Here is a 15826-nt window from a genome sequence, read left to right on the forward strand (position 1 = left end):
CTCGGTTAGTCTGGCCGCAGAAATTTGATCAAATTTGGTGACACATGAAGATCGGTATCCTGCAAGCAGGCCACTCGCCTGAAGAAGTGCGTGACAGTGTTGGTGACTACGGCGAAATGTTCACCCGGCTTTTGGATGGGCATGGGTTCGCATTTGAAATCTTTTCCGTGGTGGATGGGGAGTTCCCCCCGGGTCTGGATGCGGCCGATGGCTGGCTGATCACCGGGTCGAAACACGGGGCCTATGAAGACCATGACTGGATCCCGCCGCTGGAAGATCTGATCCGCAAGATCAAGGCGGCAGGTCAGCCCCTTGTGGGGGTTTGCTTTGGCCATCAGATCATTGCCCAGGCGCTTGGCGGCAAGGTTGAGAAGTTTTCCGGCGGCTGGTCGGTGGGGCGCACCGAATATGATTTCGGCGACGAGACCCTGGCCCTGAACGCCTGGCACCAGGATCAGGTGACCGAACTGCCCGAAGGGGCCCGCGTGATTGCCTCGACCGATTTCTGCGCCAATGCGGCATTGGTTTATGGCGACCAGATCCTGACCATTCAGCCGCACCCGGAGTTTACCTCTGACCTGGTGTCCGGGCTGATCACCCATCGTGGGCGCGGCAATGTGCCAGATGAATTGCTGGATCGCGCGGTGGAAAACCTGCCAGCCGACAATGACAACAAGACATTCGCCGATCGAATGGCTGCGGTGTTGAAACAGGGGGCCAAGTGATGGGGACGCCTGACAAATCGACCACGGGCTGGATGGTCAATCTGCCCGATGCGGCAAGGGACTATCTCGACGGGCATCGTCTGGACGAGGTCGAATGCGTGATTTCAGACCTGCCCGGCATTGCCCGGGGCAAGGCGGTGCCGGCGGCCAAATTTGGCCGGCAAGAGCATTTCCACCTGCCTGACAGCATTTTCTATCAAACCATCACCGGCGATTGGGGTGAGGCGGCGGGCGAAGAGGGGTTTATCGAGCGCGACATGATCCTGCGCCCCGATATGACCACCGCCACCGCTGCGCCCTGGACGGCGGACTGGACCCTGCAGGTGATCCACGACGCCTATGATCGCAATGATCATCCGATCCCCTATTCGCCGCGCAATGTGTTGAAACGGGTGGTGGATCTGTATCACGCCAAGGGGTGGGAGCCCGTGGTGGCCCCGGAGATGGAGTTTTATCTCGTGGCCCGCAACCTGGATCCGGCTGAGGCGATCAAGCCGATGATGGGGCGCTCTGGCCGCCCCGCGGCGGCCCGTCAGGCCTATTCGATGACAGCAGTGGACGAGTTTGGTCCGGTGATTGACGACATCTATGATTTCGCCGAAGCGCAGGGGTTTGAGATTGACGGGATCACCCAGGAAGGCGGCGCCGGCCAGTTGGAAATCAACCTGATCCATGGCGACCCGATCAAACTGGCCGATGAGGTGTTCTACTTCAAACGGCTCATTCGCGAGGCCGCGCTGCGCCACGATTGTTTTGCCACCTTCATGGCCAAACCGATTGCCGAAGAACCGGGGTCGGCCATGCATATCCACCATTCGGTGCTGGACCGCGAGACCGGAGAGAATATTTTCACCGGCCCGCAAGGCGGGGAAACGGATGCGTTTTTCCACTTTATCGGCGGCTTGCAGAACCATTTGCCCAGCACCGTGGCGGTACTGGCCCCTTATGTGAATTCCTATCGTCGCTACGTGAAAGACAATGCCGCGCCGATCAATCTGGAATGGGGGCGTGACAATCGCACGACAGGCATTCGGGTGCCGCTCGCATCGCCCAAGGCGCGGCGGGTCGAGAACCGGATTGCCGGGATGGATTGCAACCCCTATCTGGGCATCGCGGCCTCGCTTGCGGCGGGCTATCTTGGCCTGATCGAGCAGGAACGACCACGCGCACAGTATAAGGGCGATGCCTATGAGGGCGACGGGGATATCCCACGCGGTCTGGGCGATGCGCTGGATCTGTTCGATGCGGCCCATGAAATGCAAGAGGTTCTTGGCCCCGACTTTGGCCGGGTGTATTCCATTGTAAAACGCGCGGAATATGACGAGTTTTTGCAGGTCATCAGCCCTTGGGAACGGGAACATCTGTTGTTGAATGTCTGACGGGCCGGATGTGCGGCCATCTGCAGGATCCTCCTGATTTACCCCGGAAAACGTCACGTTTCCGGGGTATTTTTTGTGGTGTGTACGTGCAAACTGCATTAGAATTTCCGAAATGACTTTTTGGGAATTCCGAAACGGATCCAAAACCAGGCCAGAAAGACGAGGCAGACAGGAGATCTTATGTCGCTTGCACCCAATGTCTATGACGCAGAACCCATCCCCGAAGCAGCACGTGCGGAAATTGACCGGCTTCTGAGCTCCGGTGATCTGTTTCGCTACACTGCGCCGATGGACGCGCCGGTCGCCCTGCTTGAGGCGGAGTTTGCCGAGTTGATGGGGGCCAAATACGCGCTCGCGGTGGCCAGTTGCTCTGCCGCGCTGTTCCTCTCGCTCAAGGCGCTGGACCTGCCGCGCGATACCAAAGTGCTGATCCCGGCCTTCACCTTTGCCGCCGTGCCCAGTTCAGTTGTGCATGCGGATTGCGTGCCGGTTCTGGTGGAGGTGGGCGAAAATTACCGCATCGACATGGCAGATTTCGACGCCAAGCTGACCGATGACATCGGAGCCGTGATCATCAGCCACATGCGCGGGCATACCTCTGACATGGACGCGATCATGGCGCTGTGTGACGCGCGGAATGTGCCGGTGATCGAGGATGCCGCCCATTCGCTTGGCACCCTGTGGCATGGGAAAAAGATCGGCACCATTGGCAAAATCGGCTGTTTTTCCTTCCAAAGCTACAAGATGCTGAATGCGGGTGAAGGCGGGATCATGGTCACAGATGACGCCGAAATTGCCGCGCGCGCGGTGATCATGTCGGGCGCCTATGAGCACAATTGGAAGAAGCACAAATCGCCTCATGGGGACAATTCCCCTGATCTGGCCGAGGCCTTTGCCCGCTGGCAAAACAAGCTGCCGCTTTATAATACGCGCCTGTCGAACCTGTCGGCCGCGGTGATCCGACCGCAAATCCCGGAACTGGCGCAACGGGTGACGGACGGGTTGCGCAACCATGATTTCGTGGCGGAGCTGCTGAACAAAAGCCCTTGGCTGGACGTGCCCGCCCCCTTGGCCCCGGAAACCCGGGCCCCGGATTCGATCCAGTTCAATCTGGTGGGTTTCAGCGACGAGGAAACCGTAAGCTTTCAAGACGCGGCCAAAGCACGCGGTGTGTCGGTGCAGGTGTTCGGCCTGAGCGAGGACAATGCGCGTGCCTTCTGGAACTGGCAATTCATGGCGGACCCCGGTCCTTTGCCGCAAACGCGAGAGATGTTGATGCGCGCCTGTGACACCCGCCTACCCGTACGCCTGACCCAGCCTGAACTGGAGTTCATTGCAACCGCCTTGGTTGAAGCGGCGAAAGATGTGAAGAGCATACAGCGCCATTCGGCGGCCTGAGCGCCAAGCCGGGTCATACGCACAGCAGCCACTCCCAGTATAACAAAACCAGAAAACTAGTTTTCTAGTTTTCTAGTTTTCTAGTTTTCTAGTTTTCTAGTTTTCTAGTTTTCTAGTTTTCTAGTTTTCTAGTTTTCTAGTTTTCTAGTTTTCTTAGAATGCGTTCAATGCGTTTCCAGGCTACAAAAAAGGGCAGGAACACCTGCCCTTTTTCATAACGTTTTTAACAGATTACTTCTGCTTAATCCGCCCATCAAGCATCGGTTTCACCGGCCCCATTTTGGCCATGTATTCTGCCGTCACATCGGCCAGGTCCGGCCCGAAATCATAGGCGTTTTGCGCATCAACAAACATTTTGTACCCATCCCCACCGTTGCGCACATAGTTGTTCGAGACAACGCCATACATCTTGGACGGGTCAATCGGGGCGCCACCAACCATGACATCTGAAATTCGGTTGCCCGGTTCTTTTGACAGATCAAACGTATAAGTCATCCCTGCCACTTGCGGAAAGCGACCTGCGCCGTCTTCATATTGGCTGACCCCGTTTTCCAAGGCGGCCAGGATGGTTGCGCCATCCACCTGGAAGGTCGACAACGTGTTCTGGAACGGCAGCACGGTCAGCACCTCGCCCATGGTCACTTCACCAGCGTCGATCGAGGCCCGGATGCCGCCACCGTTTTGGATGGCGATCTCAATCCCCTGATCCTTCACGCGGTCCAGCATGGCATCCGCGATGATGTTGCCCATCGCGCATTCCATCGCGCGGCAGGATCCGCGCTCGCCATCAATCGGTTCAGAGCTTTCAGCCACCACACGCGTCTTCATCTCTTCGATCGGGCCCGCCAGTTCGGCCACCCGAGCCACGATTTCCGGATCTTCCGCAACTGACGCGTCCAGAAGGATTGTATCCCCAGTGGCCGACGTCACATTCCCCTCATCATCAAACACCAGCGTCAACAGCCCGACGTATTTTGAATAGGCATAGGCCTGCACCACCGGGACATTGCCCACCATGGTTGGATAGGCCATCGCGCCGTCTTCGGTGTTCGAGAATTTGGTGTGCGAATGCCCGCCCACAACCGCGTCAATGCCGGTGACCGCTTCGGCAATTTTCATATCCTTTTTCACGCCCACATGGTTCAGCGCGATGATCTTGGTCACCCCTTCAGCGGTCAGTGCATCCACATCCGCCTGAAGCGCCGTGATCTCATCCTCGAACATCACCGCGTCACTCGGGCTGGAGGTTTCCACCGTGTCCACGGCAAGGGCAGAAATCACCGCGACTTTTTCGCCACCCACATCCAGCACAACATGGTTGCCCAGCTTGCCGGCTAGGACATTGGATTTGCTCACGTCGAGATTGCCGGAAATCACCGGAAAGGACACACCATCCAGCAGCTTGGCCAGACCTTCGTCCCCATCATCAAATTCGTGATTGCCAACCGCCATCACATCGAAACCGATTTTCTCCATCATTTCGATTTCAACGTCACCCTTATAGGTCGTATACATCAGCGACCCCTGGTACTGATCGCCCGCATCCATGACGATGACATTCTGGCCATCCAGCTCCTTGCGCAGTTCGGCAATCTTAGTGGCAACCCGGGCATAACCGCCAAAACACTTCCCTTCGGCATTGTCCTCGGCTTTGCAGGTCGAATCGTATTTGTTGATCGGCTCAACCCGGCTGTGCAGGTCGTTTATATGAATGATATTCAACGTGTAGTCGGCCTGGGCCACACCTGCGGTCATGGCCATGGCAGCAACGGATGTCAGAAATCGTTTCATTGGGAACCCCCTGAATATTGGTGATGGCGAAAGAGTTGCGCGAGTCGGGGCGGCTTGTCAAAGCCGGGTCATACCTTCCGCCACGGAAAGGCAGCCCGAAACCTGTCGGGATTTCGCCGCTTGGATCTTGTTAACAATCCTGCCTTCCCCTTATCATGATCAGGCACATTCTGCCGCAACCGCACCAATGTTGGGCACAAAGAGAAAGGTCTGCCATGGCACGCTATCCGCGCGACATGTATGGGTACGGCGCAACGCCCCCTCATCCGCAATGGCCAGGCGATGCCAGGATCGCTGTCCAATTTGTGCTCAATTACGAAGAAGGCGGGGAAAACTGCCTGTTGCATGGCGATGCGGCATCAGAGGCCTTTTTGTCCGACATTCCGGGGGCTGCCCAATGGGCCGGGCAGCGTCACTGGAACATGGAGAGCATTTACGAATATGGCGCGCGGGCCGGGTTCTGGCGGTTGCACCGCCTGTTCACCAGCGCCGGAGTTCCGCTGACCATTTACGGCGTGGCCACAGCCCTGGCCCGTAGCCCCGCCCAAGTGGCTGCGATGAAAGCCGCAGGATGGGAGATCGCAAGCCATGGGTTGAAATGGGTTGAGCACAAGGACATGAGCGAAGAAGAAGAGCGCGCCCAGATCGCAGAAGCCATCCGCCTGCATCGCGAGGTCGTGGGGGAACGCCCACGCGGCTGGTACACGGGGCGCTGTTCCGCGAACACCGTTCGGCTGGTTGCCGAAGAAGGGGGTTTCGATTATATATCAGATACTTATGACGATGATCTGCCCTATTGGATTGAGGTAGGCACACGGGATCAGCTGATCATCCCCTACACGCTCGAGGCCAATGACATGCGCTTTGCCACGGCGCCCGGCTGGGTCACGGGACGGGATTTCGGTGACTATCTGATCGACAGTTTCAATACGCTATATGCAGAAGGTCAGGCCGCACGGCCCGCGATGATGAGCGTGGGGCTACATTGTCGGTTGGTCGGGCGTCCGGGCAAGATTGCCGGGCTTGGGCGGTTCATCTCTCATTTGCAGAAACATGACGGTGTGTGGTGCCCCCGCCGGATCGATATCGCGCAACATTGGGCAAAAACCCATCCGCACACGCGCCGGGAACGGCCCAGCCAGATGTCCCTCCCCCGGTTTGTCGAACTGTACGGCGGCATTTTCGAACACTCCCCCTGGGTGGCAGAGCGTGCCTTCGCACTGGAACTTGGCCCCGCCCATGACACGGCCATCGGGTTGCACAACGCACTTTGCCGCGCCTTCCGAAGCGCAGCGGAGGAAGAGCGGATGGGCGTCCTGAAAGCACATCCGGACCTGGCCGGAAAACTGGCCGCCGCCGGGCGGTTGACCTCGGACAGCACCTCAGAACAGGCCTCGGCCGGGCTGGATATGCTGACAGATGAAGAACGCGACACCTTCACCACCCTCAATCGGCAATATGTTGAAAAACATGGATTTCCCTTCATCATTGCTGTGCGCGACCACAACAAGGCCTCGATCCTTGCCGCGTTCCAGGCGCGCATCGACCATGACACGGATGTCGAGTTTACCGAGGCTTGCAAACAGGTCGAGCGCATTGCGGAGTTTCGTCTGATGGACTTGCTGCCATGACCGAAAAGGCACGAGAGATCGTCGCGGCCCCCCTAACGGCTTCTGAATTTTCCGCCTTCGGGGATGTGTTGGACTGCACGGCCGAAAGCATCCCGATCAATGCCGGGATGTGCCAACGCCATCATGACCTCGCGCAACTGGATTTCGGGTCCGGCCGCGCCGGGATCAGCCTGTTTCACGGCAAGGCACGCCACTTTCCCTATATGCTGGATCTGGTCGAACGCCACCCGGAAGGATCGCAAGCCTTTATCCCGATGAATGCGGTCCCGTTGCTGATCACGGTCTGCCCGGATGAAAATGGCACCCCCGGCACGCCACGCGCCTTTCTGATGCAATCCGGACAGGCGGTGAACCTGCATCGCGGCACCTGGCACGGGGTGTTGGCCCCGATTGGGGCACAGGGGCTTTATGCGGTGGTGGATCACATCGGCTCTGCGCCGAACCTCGAAGAACATCTGTTCGACCATCCATGGACCATCCTGCCGCCACCTGACTGATCCCGTTGCAAATAAGGGGCACAGGGCTTATGGACGGGGCATATGGACGGGCCAAATCACCACAGCAAAACCACGGGCGATATGAAGGCAAACATCGAAGACAGGATTGAAAAGACGGTTCTCGAAGCGATTGCGGAACGTCGCCTGCCGCCGGGCACCAAGCTGGGCGAACAGGCGCTAAGCGACATGTTTTCGTGCAACCGGGCCAATGTGCGCCGCGCGCTCGCCTCGCTGGCCGCACAGAATGTGGTGGATCTGATCCCCAATCGCGGCGCCTTCGTGATCTCGCCCTCGCCCAAGGACGCACGTGACATTTTCGAGGCCCGCCGCGCCATTGAACGCACGGTGCTGGAGGCGGCCTGTGACGCGGTGACCGACGACGACCTGTCGGCGCTGGCGCATATCATTTCCGAAGAAGAAGACGCCCGCGCAACCGAGGATGAACCACGTGCGCTGCGCCTGTCATCGCAGTTTCATCTGAAGCTCGCCGAAATTGCGGGAAATGCCGTTCTGGCCCGGTTTCTTGCCGATCTCACCATGCGGTCAGCGCTGATTATCGGGCTTTATGGGGACAAAAGCGCCTCGCATTGTGACGAGGACGAGCATGCACGTATTCTTCACGCCCTGACTGACCGCGACAGCGCCCGGTTGATTGCAGAAATGGACGCACATCTGGCCCATCTGGAAGCCGATCTGAACTTTGATCCGGTGCGCGAAAAGCCCATTCCTTTGAAAGATCTGTTGTTTCGCTGATCCAAAGACCTGCTGGCGCGGTCAGAACTTGTTCAACGGCATATGCCGGTTCACATCCTTGTAAAGCAGGTATCGAAACGGCCCCGGCCCGCCCGCGTAACAGGCCTGCGGGCAAAAGGCGCGCAGCCACATGAAATCGCCGGCCTCGACCTCGACCCAATCCTGGTTCAATCGATAAACGGCTTTGCCTTCAAGCACATAAAGCCCGTGCTCCATCACATGGGTTTCGGCAAATGGGATCACGCCACCGGGTTGGAAGGTCACGATATTCACGTGCATATCGTGACGCATATCGGCGGGATCAACGAACCGTGTCGTGGCCCAGGCCCCATTGGTGTCGGGCATCTCAATGGGGGCGTGATCGCGTTCATGGGTGACAAAAGCTTCGGGGCTGTCGATCCCATCCACGGCCTGATAGGCCTTGCGGATCCAGTGAAATTTCGCTCGATCCGGCCCCGTCGCCCAGAGCGCCCATTTGGCACTTGGTGGCAGATAGGCATAGCTGCCTTCCGTCAGGTCGTGGTCAACGCCATCGACAGTCAGCCGCGCCGACCCGCCGGTCACAAACAGCACGGCTTCAACATTCTCATCACTTTCTGGCCGGTCAGACCCGCCGCCGGCCTCCACTTCTGCAACATATTGCGAGAATGTCTCGGCAAACCCCGATAAGGGCCGCGCAATCACCCAAAACCGCGCCTTCTCCCAATGCGGCAAGGCAGAGGTCACGATATCCGAAAACGTCCCGCGCGGGATGACCGCATAGGCCTCGGTGAACATGGCGCGATCGGTCAGGATCTGCGTTTGCGGTGGCAATCCGCCTTCCGGGGTATGGTATTTCGACATCTGGACCTCTCAATCTGCGCGGGGATCGGCCCTGCGCCGCGCCATTGTTAACAAACCCCGCGCAATCGCCAAGCCAATTCGCGGCATCTGGCCCGCAAAGCTGCGCATAAACTTGACGCCGCCTGTCCCGCTTGGCATGTGGGGCGCATGCTGATCTATAAAATCCTCCGGGCCCCGGAATGGGCCGCTTTTCAAGCTGCAGGCAGCACCCAGGGCGCGCCGGTTGATCTGGCGGATGGGTTCATCCATTTCTCGACCGCCGGCCAGGCGCGTGAAACCGCGGCCAAGCATTTCGCCGGTGAAGACGATCTATTGCTTTTGGCCTTCGAGGCCGACGCCATGGGCGACGCGCTGAAATGGGAGCCATCGCGCGGCGGCGATTTGTTTCCCCATCTGTACCGCCCCATGACGCTGGACGAGATCATCTGGCAAAAGCCGCTGCCACTTGGGCAGGACGGCCATGACTTTCCGGAGGACATGCAATGAACCTCGTTGAAAAACTCGCGATCAAAGCGCTGCACAAGGTGGATCCGGAACGCGCCCATACCCTGTCCCTGATGGCCTTGCGCGCAGGTGTTGTGCCGCTGGCGGGGGACGTGACCAGCGCGCGATTGAAAACCAATTTCTGCGGTCTGGACCTGTTGAACCCGGTCGGGCTGGCGGCGGGGTATGACAAGAACGCCCAGGCCGTCGCACAATTGACGCAGGCCGGTTTCGGCTTTGTCGAAGTTGGCGCCATCACCCCGCGCGCGCAGCCCGGCAACCCGAAACCGCGCCTGTTTCGGCTGACCGAAGATCGCGCTGTGATCAACCGGTTCGGCTTTAACAATGAAGGCATGGACGCCGCCGCTGCACGCCTGGCCCGCCGCGATCGCCGCCGTCCGGTGCCGGTGGGGCTGAACCTCGGCGCAAACAAGGATAGCGATGATCGCGCCGCCGATTTCGCCAAGGTGTTGGCCTGCTGTGGCCCGCATCTGGATTTCGCCACCGTGAATGTGTCCTCTCCCAACACGGAAAAATTGCGGGACCTGCAAGGGGCTGACGCGCTTCGTGGCCTGCTGACCGGTGTGCAGAGCGTGCGCGACGGGTTGGGCAAATATGTTCCGATCTTCCTGAAAATTGCCCCGGATCTGACCGATGACGAGCTGGCCGAGATTGTCCAGGTGGCGCAGGAGGTCAAGATCGACGCGGTGATTGCCACCAACACCACGCTGTCCCGAGATGGTTTGAAAAGTGCTCATAAAGGCGAAATGGGTGGGCTTTCCGGCCGTCCATTGTTCGAAAAGTCCACACGTGTGCTGGCAAAACTGTCGCAACTCAGCGATGGAAACCTGCCGTTGATCGGTGTGGGGGGCATTTCCAGCGCCGAAGACGCCTATGCCAAGATCCGCGCCGGTGCCTCGGTGGTTCAGCTTTACTCCGCGCTTGCCTATCAGGGGCTGAGCTTGGTGGAAGAGATCGCCCGCGGCCTTGATGACCTGCTGGCCCGTGACGGGTTTGCCAAGGTCAGCGACGCGGTGGGGACGGGACGAGAGGACTGGCTATGACACCCACGTTAATCTGGCACAACCCGCGCTGTTCGAAATCGCGCCAGACGCTTGAACTGGTCGAAGACCTCGGCGCGGTCGAAGTTCGCAAATACCTGGACGACGCGCCCAGCGCCGATGACATCCGCGCAGCGGCCGAGTCTTTGGGCGTCACACCGATCCAAATGATGCGCAAGGGCGAGAAGATCTTCAAAGAACTGGGCCTTTCGACTGATACGCCTGACGAGGACCTGATCGCCGCAATGGCGTCCCACCCGATCCTGATTGAACGGCCCATCGTTTTCGCCAACGGGCAGGCGCGCATTGGTCGCCCGCCGGAACGCGTGCTCGAAATCCTCTGACCTGCTTATTTTCTGGTCACAAATATCCCCGCCGGAGGCCAGAAAACGCCGAGCGCAGCGAGGCCCCCGCCCGCGGCACGCGGTGACCGTCAGGTCACGCCCCCCCTCTCGGCCTGTCCTGGCACAGCAATAGATCGCTCCAGCGCCGGATAGCGCCAGGCCAATGTCGCCCCGCGTGCCACAAAACTGATGAGCAGCGCGAGCCAAAGTCCGTGATTGCCCAGTAGCGGCAGCAAAATCGCAAGCGACAGCGCATAAATCAACGCCGACAGGGCCATCATATTGCGCATCTCGCCACTGCGAGTTGCCCCGATGAAAATCCCGTCGAGCATAAAGCTGGGCCAGCCCATCACGGGCGCAAAAACCATGTAGATCAGATAGATCTGCGCCACAGCACGCACATCCTCGGCGGTGCTCATGGCGTGGATCACCGTGGGTCCAACCGCCCAGAAGACCAGCGCCAGCAGCACCGATACCCCCGCCGCCCATTGGCTTGACAGAAGCGAAGCCCGGCGCAATCTTCCCCGATCACGCGCCCCCGCCGCCTGCCCCACAAGGCTCTCGGCTGCCAGCGCAAACCCGTCCAACGCATAGGCGGTCACATAGACAAACTGGATCAGCACCTGGTTGGCGGCCAGTTCCACATCCGACAGGCGTGCGCCATAAAACATGAAGCTGATGAAAATCCCTTGCAACAGAAGCGACCGGATCAGGATGTCAGTGTTCACCACGGTCATGCGGCGCAACACCACCCGATCCAGAAGACGGCGCGTATCGGCCCATCCGGGGGTCTGAAACACCGCGCGACACAGGAAAAGCCCAACCGCCAACCCCAACCATTCGGCGATCAGCGTGGCATAGGCCACCCCGGCCACACCCCAGCCCAGTTCCAGCACAAACCACAGATCCAGCAGGATATTGGTGCAGTTCGTCAGAAGCTGCAGCACCAGAATGGCCCGCGTGCGTTCCAGTGCAATCAGCCAGCCGGTGATCGCATAGACCCCAATTGCTGCGGGGGCACCAAAGATGCGGATCTGCAGATACTGCTGCGCCAACGCTTCGACCTCGGCCGAGGCCGGCGCGATCTGAAACGCGGCCCAGATCAGGGGGATTTGCAGCGTGATCAGCACCAGACCGGCCAAAAACGCAATCATCAAGGCCCGGCTGAGCATCGCAGCGGTTTCAACCTGATCCCCTGCCCCATGGGCCTGCGCGGTCAGCCCGGTTGTCCCCATGCGCAGGAACCCGAAAAACCAGAAAAGCGCGGACAGGATGGTGGCCCCAATCCCCACGGCCCCAATGGGCACGGCCTGCCCCAGCTGCCCGACCACACCGGTATCCACCACCCCCAAAAGCGGCACGGTCACATTGGCGAGCGTGATGGGCAAAGCGAATTTCAGGATCCGCTTATGGGTGATCCGTGGGGTGCCAGACATGAAGGATCAATCGCGGGAGGGCATCAGGAAATGGCCCGTCGCCTGGGCAAACAGCTTTTGCCGATTGTCTTGCCAGGCCTCGACATGAACAGAGGCATAGCGCCGCCCAGATCGCACCACACGGGCACGGGCATAGGCGTCGCGCGGCAGGCCAGAGCGCAGGTAATCGATCGAGAAATCGATGGTTTTGGGCAGGTAGGACAGGATCGCATCGCGTTGATGTTCCTGATCCAGAAGCCCCGCTTCCATATCCGCCCAGACGCTGACCCAGGTCAGTTCGATCACGGCGGCGGTTTCCAGAAAGGCCGCCGTCACACCCCCGTGAATGGCGGGCAGCATCGGGTTGCCGATCAGCTTGTCGGCAAAGGGCAGAATCGCGGTGAGCTCATCCCCGTGGCGTTCCACTTCAATGCCAAGAAATTTGATATAGGGCACACCGTTTACCAGGGCCGACAAGGTGCTGTCGCGGCGGTGCTTGACCACTTCGACCGGTTCGGGTTTGCGACGGGTCGGATTGCTCATGACACCGCCTCCGTGGATTTGCGGCTCAGATCGCCATCGGCGGTGAAGGCCCCTGTGGCCGTGGCGACCGGGCGATTTTCATCTTCATCCAGCGCTACAGCGCGCACAAAGGCCACAGAGCGGGTCACATGGTAACACGTGGCCCGCGCGGTGATCTTCTGTCCCGGCGTGGCCGGACGCATATAGTCGATGCGCAGGTCAATGGTTGCGGTGATGGCGGGGGCGCGCGGGTGGCTCATCACCGCGGCACCACAACAGGTATCAAGCACGGCAGAGACGGCCCCCCCGTGGATCACACCTGTGCGCGGATCCCCTACAAACGCTTTGTTATACGGCATGGAAATCACCGCCTCGCCTTCGCCGATCTCTTCAAGTGTCATGCCCAACGCGCGGCAATGGGGAATCGCCTCGGTGAACTGCCGGGCAATTTCCGCCTTCTTTTCCGGGGTCAAATCCTTGATCATGCGGCAGGTTCCTTCCAGCTTGCTGCTTCTTTTATTGGCGCTTGCCTTTTGGTCGGCAAGCCCTTAGTTTTGCATTTGCGACTTATTCTCAATTGCAGGATCCCCCCGGATGGCCACAACAACAACCCTGACCTCTCCGTTTGGGCAATTGCGCCCAAAGCGATTGCTTGTCTTTGCGACATTTCTGGTGCTGGCACTGGCCCCTGGCACATTGGGGGAGCTGACCCGCGAATTGATGACAGATGCCTATGTACAGGTGTCGGTCTTTGTGGCCGCGACGCTGATGCTTTTTTACGGCGCAGAGCGGCTGTTTAAGTTCAACATTGGTTTGGCCCTGTCCAATGCCAAGGCCGCGCAGGTGCCGCTGGCGGCCCTTTTGGGGGCCACGCCGGGCTGTGGCGGCGCGGTTGTGGTGGTGGCCGCCTATAGTTCCGGTCATGTGGGGTTCGGTGCCGTCGTCGCCACCTTGACCGCCACCATGGGGGATGCCGCATTTTTGTTGATCGCAACCCGCCCCGATGCGGCCATTGTGGTGCTGCCCCTGTCTTTTGTGGTGGGCATCCTATCCGGTTGGCTGGTGGATCGCTTCAACACGGTCGAATTTCGCAGCACCTGCAGCGCGGCTTGCGACATCGCCCCCAAGATCGGCAAAATCCGCCCGCAAGACATCGCCTATCTGGTGCTGGCCATCCCCGGTCTGATCGTCGGGGCCGCCCAATTGGCCCAGATCGAGATCAGCGCGCCCCTTGGCATTCCGGTGGTCTGGATCGCGCTTGCCGGCACTTTCCTGGGGCTGTTCATCTGGTCCACTTCGATCCTGCAGGCGATGACCCATGCCGAAGATCACCCGATCACCCGCATGGCGGAAGAAACCAGCTTTATCTCGGTCTGGGTGATCGGGGCCTATCTGGCCTATGATTACATGGCGACGTTCACCGGGGTGGATGTGGCGCTGATGTTTGAAACCGTTGCGCCGCTTTTGCCGCTGATGGCCATCGTGATCGGGTTCATCCCGGGCTGCGGGCCACAGGTGCTGGTGACCACGCTTTATATTAACGGCGCCATTCCTTTTGCTGCCGTCATGGGCAATGCCATCTCGAACGACGGGGATGCGCTGTTCCCGGCCATTGCGCTGAACCCCAAGGCGGCAGTGATTGCCACGCTTTACTCGGCCATACCGGCCCTGATTGTCGCTTATGGGTTCCACTTCCTGGCGCCGGATTTCATGAACTGACCGCCTTCAGGACAATCCAAGTTGCAAACCAATATGCAAACGGCCGCCCTGTCGCGGCCGTTTTTGCTCAGAATTTTGCGCATTGCGTAGTTCTACAGAATTGCGCTGCAGCGCAGAACACAGTACCTAGGGAGGGATCCGACACCAACGGAGAGCGAACAGGGAAGCGATATGTCTGAAGAACGCCTGACCTTCAAAGAAATGTGCGCCAGGTTCGATGTGACCCCGCGCACATTGCGGTATTACGAATATATCGAGCTTCTGGCACCGGAGAAGGAAGGCCGTTCACGGTTTTACACGCCTCGTGAAGTGGCGCGAATGACATTGATTCTGCGCGGCCGTCGCTTTGGGTTTTCCCTGGAAGAACTGCGTCAATGGCTGCTGATCTACGATGAAAAAGGCACCGAAGCCCAAAACAAAGCCTGGGTGGAACTGGCGGATCGCCAATTGAAAGCCCTGCGCGAGCAATACGCCCAACTGGCGGACAGCATTGATGACCTGCAAGACCTGCGTGACGATGTGGCAAAGCAGCTGAAATAACCGCCACGGCCCCCTGCCCCTGCCCCAAAAGACCCAAGCTTTACCTCTGGAGAATCACCTCTCTGGAAACGGCCCGCCCCCGTCGCGGACCGTTTTTGCTCGTGGCGTGCCCCAAAATTGCACGCAGTTTTCCCGAAATGACGTTCCGTTACGGAAAGAAAAGTTGACGCGACGCCATTGAAAAGTTTGACGTCACGTTACATTTACGTCAACGTAAACTTATGCAGTAAACATGACCGGTCAGATCACGATCGGCGATGCGGATGAGCCGCCTCGTCGCAATATAGCACCGGTGTCAAAAGAGGATCGAATGTTCGATATGACCGACGACCTTATGACCATTCGTCAGATGTGTGACGCTTTCGGCGTCACGGCTCGCACCCTTCGGTTTTACGAAGCAAAAGAGCTGTTGGCCCCGGTGCGCGATGGCCAGAAACGCCTGTTCACCAAACGCGACCGGGCGCGGCTGAAGCTGATTTTGCGCGGCAAACGCTTTGGTTTTGCACTGGAGGAAATCCGCCAGTTGCTTGACCTCTACGATATGGGCGACCAACAGCAAACCCAACTGAAGCGCACCTATGAGGTTGGCCGCGAACACCTGGCCGACCTCAAGAAACAGCGCGCCGAACTGGACGAAGCCATTGCCGATCTGACCGATCAATTGAAATGGGCCGAGAAAACCATTCAGGAATTCGACGGCACCTAAGGCCCCCATCCAAGAGGAA

The 15826-nt window shown here is 59.0% G+C and carries 17 protein-coding genes; 12 read left to right on the forward strand and 5 right to left on the reverse strand.

Translation table 11 applies throughout. The annotated features are described in order from the left end of the window. Window positions 1-44 precede the first annotated feature (44 nt). The 3 genes from ACP15V_RS01410 (at window position 45) to ACP15V_RS01420 (ending at window position 3502) form a co-directional block, all read left to right on the forward strand. The gene (locus ACP15V_RS01410) at window positions 45-725 is read left to right on the forward strand and encodes a type 1 glutamine amidotransferase (RefSeq protein ID WP_424941897.1); all 681 of its coding nucleotides are present in this window, start codon (window positions 45-47) and stop codon (window positions 723-725) included. After that, the gene (locus tag ACP15V_RS01415; protein WP_424941898.1) at window positions 725-2104 is read left to right on the forward strand and encodes a glutamine synthetase family protein; all 1380 of its coding nucleotides are present in this window, start codon (window positions 725-727) and stop codon (window positions 2102-2104) included. Before ACP15V_RS01410 ends, ACP15V_RS01415 begins: the two co-directional genes overlap by 1 nt. 180 nt (window positions 2105-2284) lie before the next feature. Next, on the forward strand, window positions 2285-3502 hold the full coding sequence (locus ACP15V_RS01420) for a DegT/DnrJ/EryC1/StrS family aminotransferase (protein ID WP_424941899.1): 1218 nt from the start codon (window positions 2285-2287) through the stop codon (window positions 3500-3502). A gap of 231 nt (window positions 3503-3733) precedes the next feature. Here ACP15V_RS01420 and ACP15V_RS01425 read toward each other — a convergent pair whose 3' ends face one another. After that, the gene (locus ACP15V_RS01425) at window positions 3734-5293 is read right to left on the reverse strand and encodes a bifunctional metallophosphatase/5'-nucleotidase (RefSeq protein WP_424941900.1); all 1560 of its coding nucleotides are present in this window, start codon (window positions 5291-5293) and stop codon (window positions 3734-3736) included. A gap of 215 nt (window positions 5294-5508) precedes the next feature. Between ACP15V_RS01425 and puuE the strand changes: the two genes are divergently transcribed. From puuE to ACP15V_RS01440, 3 genes are read left to right on the forward strand one after another with little or no spacing between them, the layout of a single operon-like run. Continuing rightward, window positions 5509-6924: an allantoinase PuuE gene (gene puuE / locus ACP15V_RS01430; protein ID WP_424941901.1), complete on the forward strand. Its 1416-nt coding sequence runs from the start codon at window positions 5509-5511 to the stop codon at window positions 6922-6924. Further along, window positions 6921-7421 carry an ureidoglycolate lyase gene (locus ACP15V_RS01435; RefSeq protein WP_424941902.1) on the forward strand — a complete coding sequence of 167 codons (501 nt, stop codon included), beginning with the start codon at window positions 6921-6923 and terminating at the stop codon, window positions 7419-7421. Before puuE ends, ACP15V_RS01435 begins: the two co-directional genes overlap by 4 nt. Before the next feature lie 42 nt (window positions 7422-7463). Beyond that, complete coding sequence (locus ACP15V_RS01440) at window positions 7464-8174, forward strand: GntR family transcriptional regulator (protein ID WP_424941903.1); 711 nt, start codon at window positions 7464-7466, stop codon at window positions 8172-8174. 21 nt (window positions 8175-8195) lie between these two features. Here the strand turns inward: ACP15V_RS01440 and ACP15V_RS01445 are convergent, their stop codons facing one another. Further along, window positions 8196-9017, reverse strand: coding sequence for a bifunctional allantoicase/(S)-ureidoglycine aminohydrolase (locus ACP15V_RS01445; RefSeq protein WP_424941904.1), 822 nt, complete (start codon window positions 9015-9017; stop codon window positions 8196-8198). A 147-nt stretch (window positions 9018-9164) separates the two neighbouring features. Here ACP15V_RS01445 and ACP15V_RS01450 point away from each other — a divergent pair, with 147 nt between their 5' ends. The 3 genes from ACP15V_RS01450 to arsC are packed head-to-tail and all read left to right on the forward strand — an operon-like array spanning window position 9165 to window position 10905. Further along, window positions 9165-9503, forward strand: coding sequence for a DUF952 domain-containing protein (locus ACP15V_RS01450; RefSeq protein ID WP_424941905.1), 339 nt, complete (start codon window positions 9165-9167; stop codon window positions 9501-9503). After that, window positions 9500-10564: a quinone-dependent dihydroorotate dehydrogenase gene (locus ACP15V_RS01455; protein ID WP_424941906.1), complete on the forward strand. Its 1065-nt coding sequence runs from the start codon at window positions 9500-9502 to the stop codon at window positions 10562-10564. Before ACP15V_RS01450 ends, ACP15V_RS01455 begins: the two co-directional genes overlap by 4 nt. Beyond that, window positions 10561-10905, forward strand: a complete 345-nt coding sequence (gene arsC / locus ACP15V_RS01460; protein ID WP_424941907.1) for an arsenate reductase (glutaredoxin) — start codon at window positions 10561-10563, stop codon at window positions 10903-10905. The genes ACP15V_RS01455 and arsC overlap by 4 nt, the downstream gene beginning before the upstream one ends. Window positions 10906-10994: 89 nt before the next feature. On the opposite strand, the gene ACP15V_RS01465 is transcribed toward arsC, so the two are convergent. From ACP15V_RS01465 to ACP15V_RS01475, 3 genes are read right to left on the reverse strand one after another with little or no spacing between them, the layout of a single operon-like run. Next, window positions 10995-12341 (reverse strand): MATE family efflux transporter, encoded by a 1347-nt coding sequence (locus ACP15V_RS01465; protein WP_424941908.1) that lies wholly within the window; start codon window positions 12339-12341, stop codon window positions 10995-10997. A 6-nt stretch (window positions 12342-12347) separates the two neighbouring features. Further along, window positions 12348-12863 (reverse strand): PaaI family thioesterase, encoded by a 516-nt coding sequence (locus ACP15V_RS01470; protein ID WP_424941909.1) that lies wholly within the window; start codon window positions 12861-12863, stop codon window positions 12348-12350. After that, a complete protein-coding gene (locus ACP15V_RS01475; RefSeq protein ID WP_424941910.1) occupies window positions 12860-13327 on the reverse strand; it encodes a PaaI family thioesterase in 468 nt (155 codons plus the stop codon). The genes ACP15V_RS01470 and ACP15V_RS01475 overlap by 4 nt, the downstream gene beginning before the upstream one ends. A gap of 109 nt (window positions 13328-13436) precedes the next feature. On the opposite strand from ACP15V_RS01475, the gene ACP15V_RS01480 reads away from it, so the two are divergent. The 3 genes from ACP15V_RS01480 to ACP15V_RS01490 all read left to right on the forward strand — a co-directional run bounded on the left by ACP15V_RS01480 (window position 13437) and on the right by ACP15V_RS01490 (window position 15807). Further along, window positions 13437-14561 carry a putative manganese transporter gene (locus ACP15V_RS01480; protein ID WP_424941911.1) on the forward strand — a complete coding sequence of 375 codons (1125 nt, stop codon included), beginning with the start codon at window positions 13437-13439 and terminating at the stop codon, window positions 14559-14561. Window positions 14562-14732: 171 nt separating this feature from the next. Then, the gene (locus ACP15V_RS01485; RefSeq protein WP_424941912.1) at window positions 14733-15101 is read left to right on the forward strand and encodes a MerR family transcriptional regulator; all 369 of its coding nucleotides are present in this window, start codon (window positions 14733-14735) and stop codon (window positions 15099-15101) included. Between the two features lie 319 nt (window positions 15102-15420). Then, the gene (locus tag ACP15V_RS01490; protein ID WP_424942707.1) at window positions 15421-15807 is read left to right on the forward strand and encodes a MerR family transcriptional regulator; all 387 of its coding nucleotides are present in this window, start codon (window positions 15421-15423) and stop codon (window positions 15805-15807) included. The last annotated feature ends 19 nt before the right edge of the window (window positions 15808-15826 follow it).

This window comes from Aliiroseovarius crassostreae (assembly GCF_049803815.1).
GTDB lineage: Bacteria > Pseudomonadota > Alphaproteobacteria > Rhodobacterales > Rhodobacteraceae > Aliiroseovarius > Aliiroseovarius crassostreae_A.

Bases quoted from the DNA above. Each gene is read 5' to 3' on its own strand.
- ACP15V_RS01410 (WP_424941897.1), top strand. From the start codon at position 45: ATGAAGATCGGTATCCTGCAAGCAGGCCACTCGCCTGAAGAAGTGCGT.
- ACP15V_RS01415 (WP_424941898.1), top strand. From the start codon at position 725: ATGGGGACGCCTGACAAATCGACCACGGGCTGGATGGTCAATCTGCCC.
- ACP15V_RS01420 (WP_424941899.1), top strand. From the start codon at position 2,285: ATGTCGCTTGCACCCAATGTCTATGACGCAGAACCCATCCCCGAAGCA.
- ACP15V_RS01425 (WP_424941900.1), bottom strand. From the start codon at position 5,293: ATGAAACGATTTCTGACATCCGTTGCTGCCATGGCCATGACCGCAGGT.
- puuE (WP_424941901.1), top strand. From the start codon at position 5,509: ATGGCACGCTATCCGCGCGACATGTATGGGTACGGCGCAACGCCCCCT.
- ACP15V_RS01435 (WP_424941902.1), top strand. From the start codon at position 6,921: ATGACCGAAAAGGCACGAGAGATCGTCGCGGCCCCCCTAACGGCTTCT.
- ACP15V_RS01440 (WP_424941903.1), top strand. From the start codon at position 7,464: ATGGACGGGCCAAATCACCACAGCAAAACCACGGGCGATATGAAGGCA.
- ACP15V_RS01445 (WP_424941904.1), bottom strand. From the start codon at position 9,017: ATGTCGAAATACCATACCCCGGAAGGCGGATTGCCACCGCAAACGCAG.
- ACP15V_RS01450 (WP_424941905.1), top strand. From the start codon at position 9,165: ATGCTGATCTATAAAATCCTCCGGGCCCCGGAATGGGCCGCTTTTCAA.
- ACP15V_RS01455 (WP_424941906.1), top strand. From the start codon at position 9,500: ATGAACCTCGTTGAAAAACTCGCGATCAAAGCGCTGCACAAGGTGGAT.
- arsC (WP_424941907.1), top strand. From the start codon at position 10,561: ATGACACCCACGTTAATCTGGCACAACCCGCGCTGTTCGAAATCGCGC.
- ACP15V_RS01465 (WP_424941908.1), bottom strand. From the start codon at position 12,341: ATGTCTGGCACCCCACGGATCACCCATAAGCGGATCCTGAAATTCGCT.
- ACP15V_RS01470 (WP_424941909.1), bottom strand. From the start codon at position 12,863: ATGAGCAATCCGACCCGTCGCAAACCCGAACCGGTCGAAGTGGTCAAG.
- ACP15V_RS01475 (WP_424941910.1), bottom strand. From the start codon at position 13,327: ATGATCAAGGATTTGACCCCGGAAAAGAAGGCGGAAATTGCCCGGCAG.
- ACP15V_RS01480 (WP_424941911.1), top strand. From the start codon at position 13,437: ATGGCCACAACAACAACCCTGACCTCTCCGTTTGGGCAATTGCGCCCA.
- ACP15V_RS01485 (WP_424941912.1), top strand. From the start codon at position 14,733: ATGTCTGAAGAACGCCTGACCTTCAAAGAAATGTGCGCCAGGTTCGAT.
- ACP15V_RS01490 (WP_424942707.1), top strand. From the start codon at position 15,421: ATGACCGACGACCTTATGACCATTCGTCAGATGTGTGACGCTTTCGGC.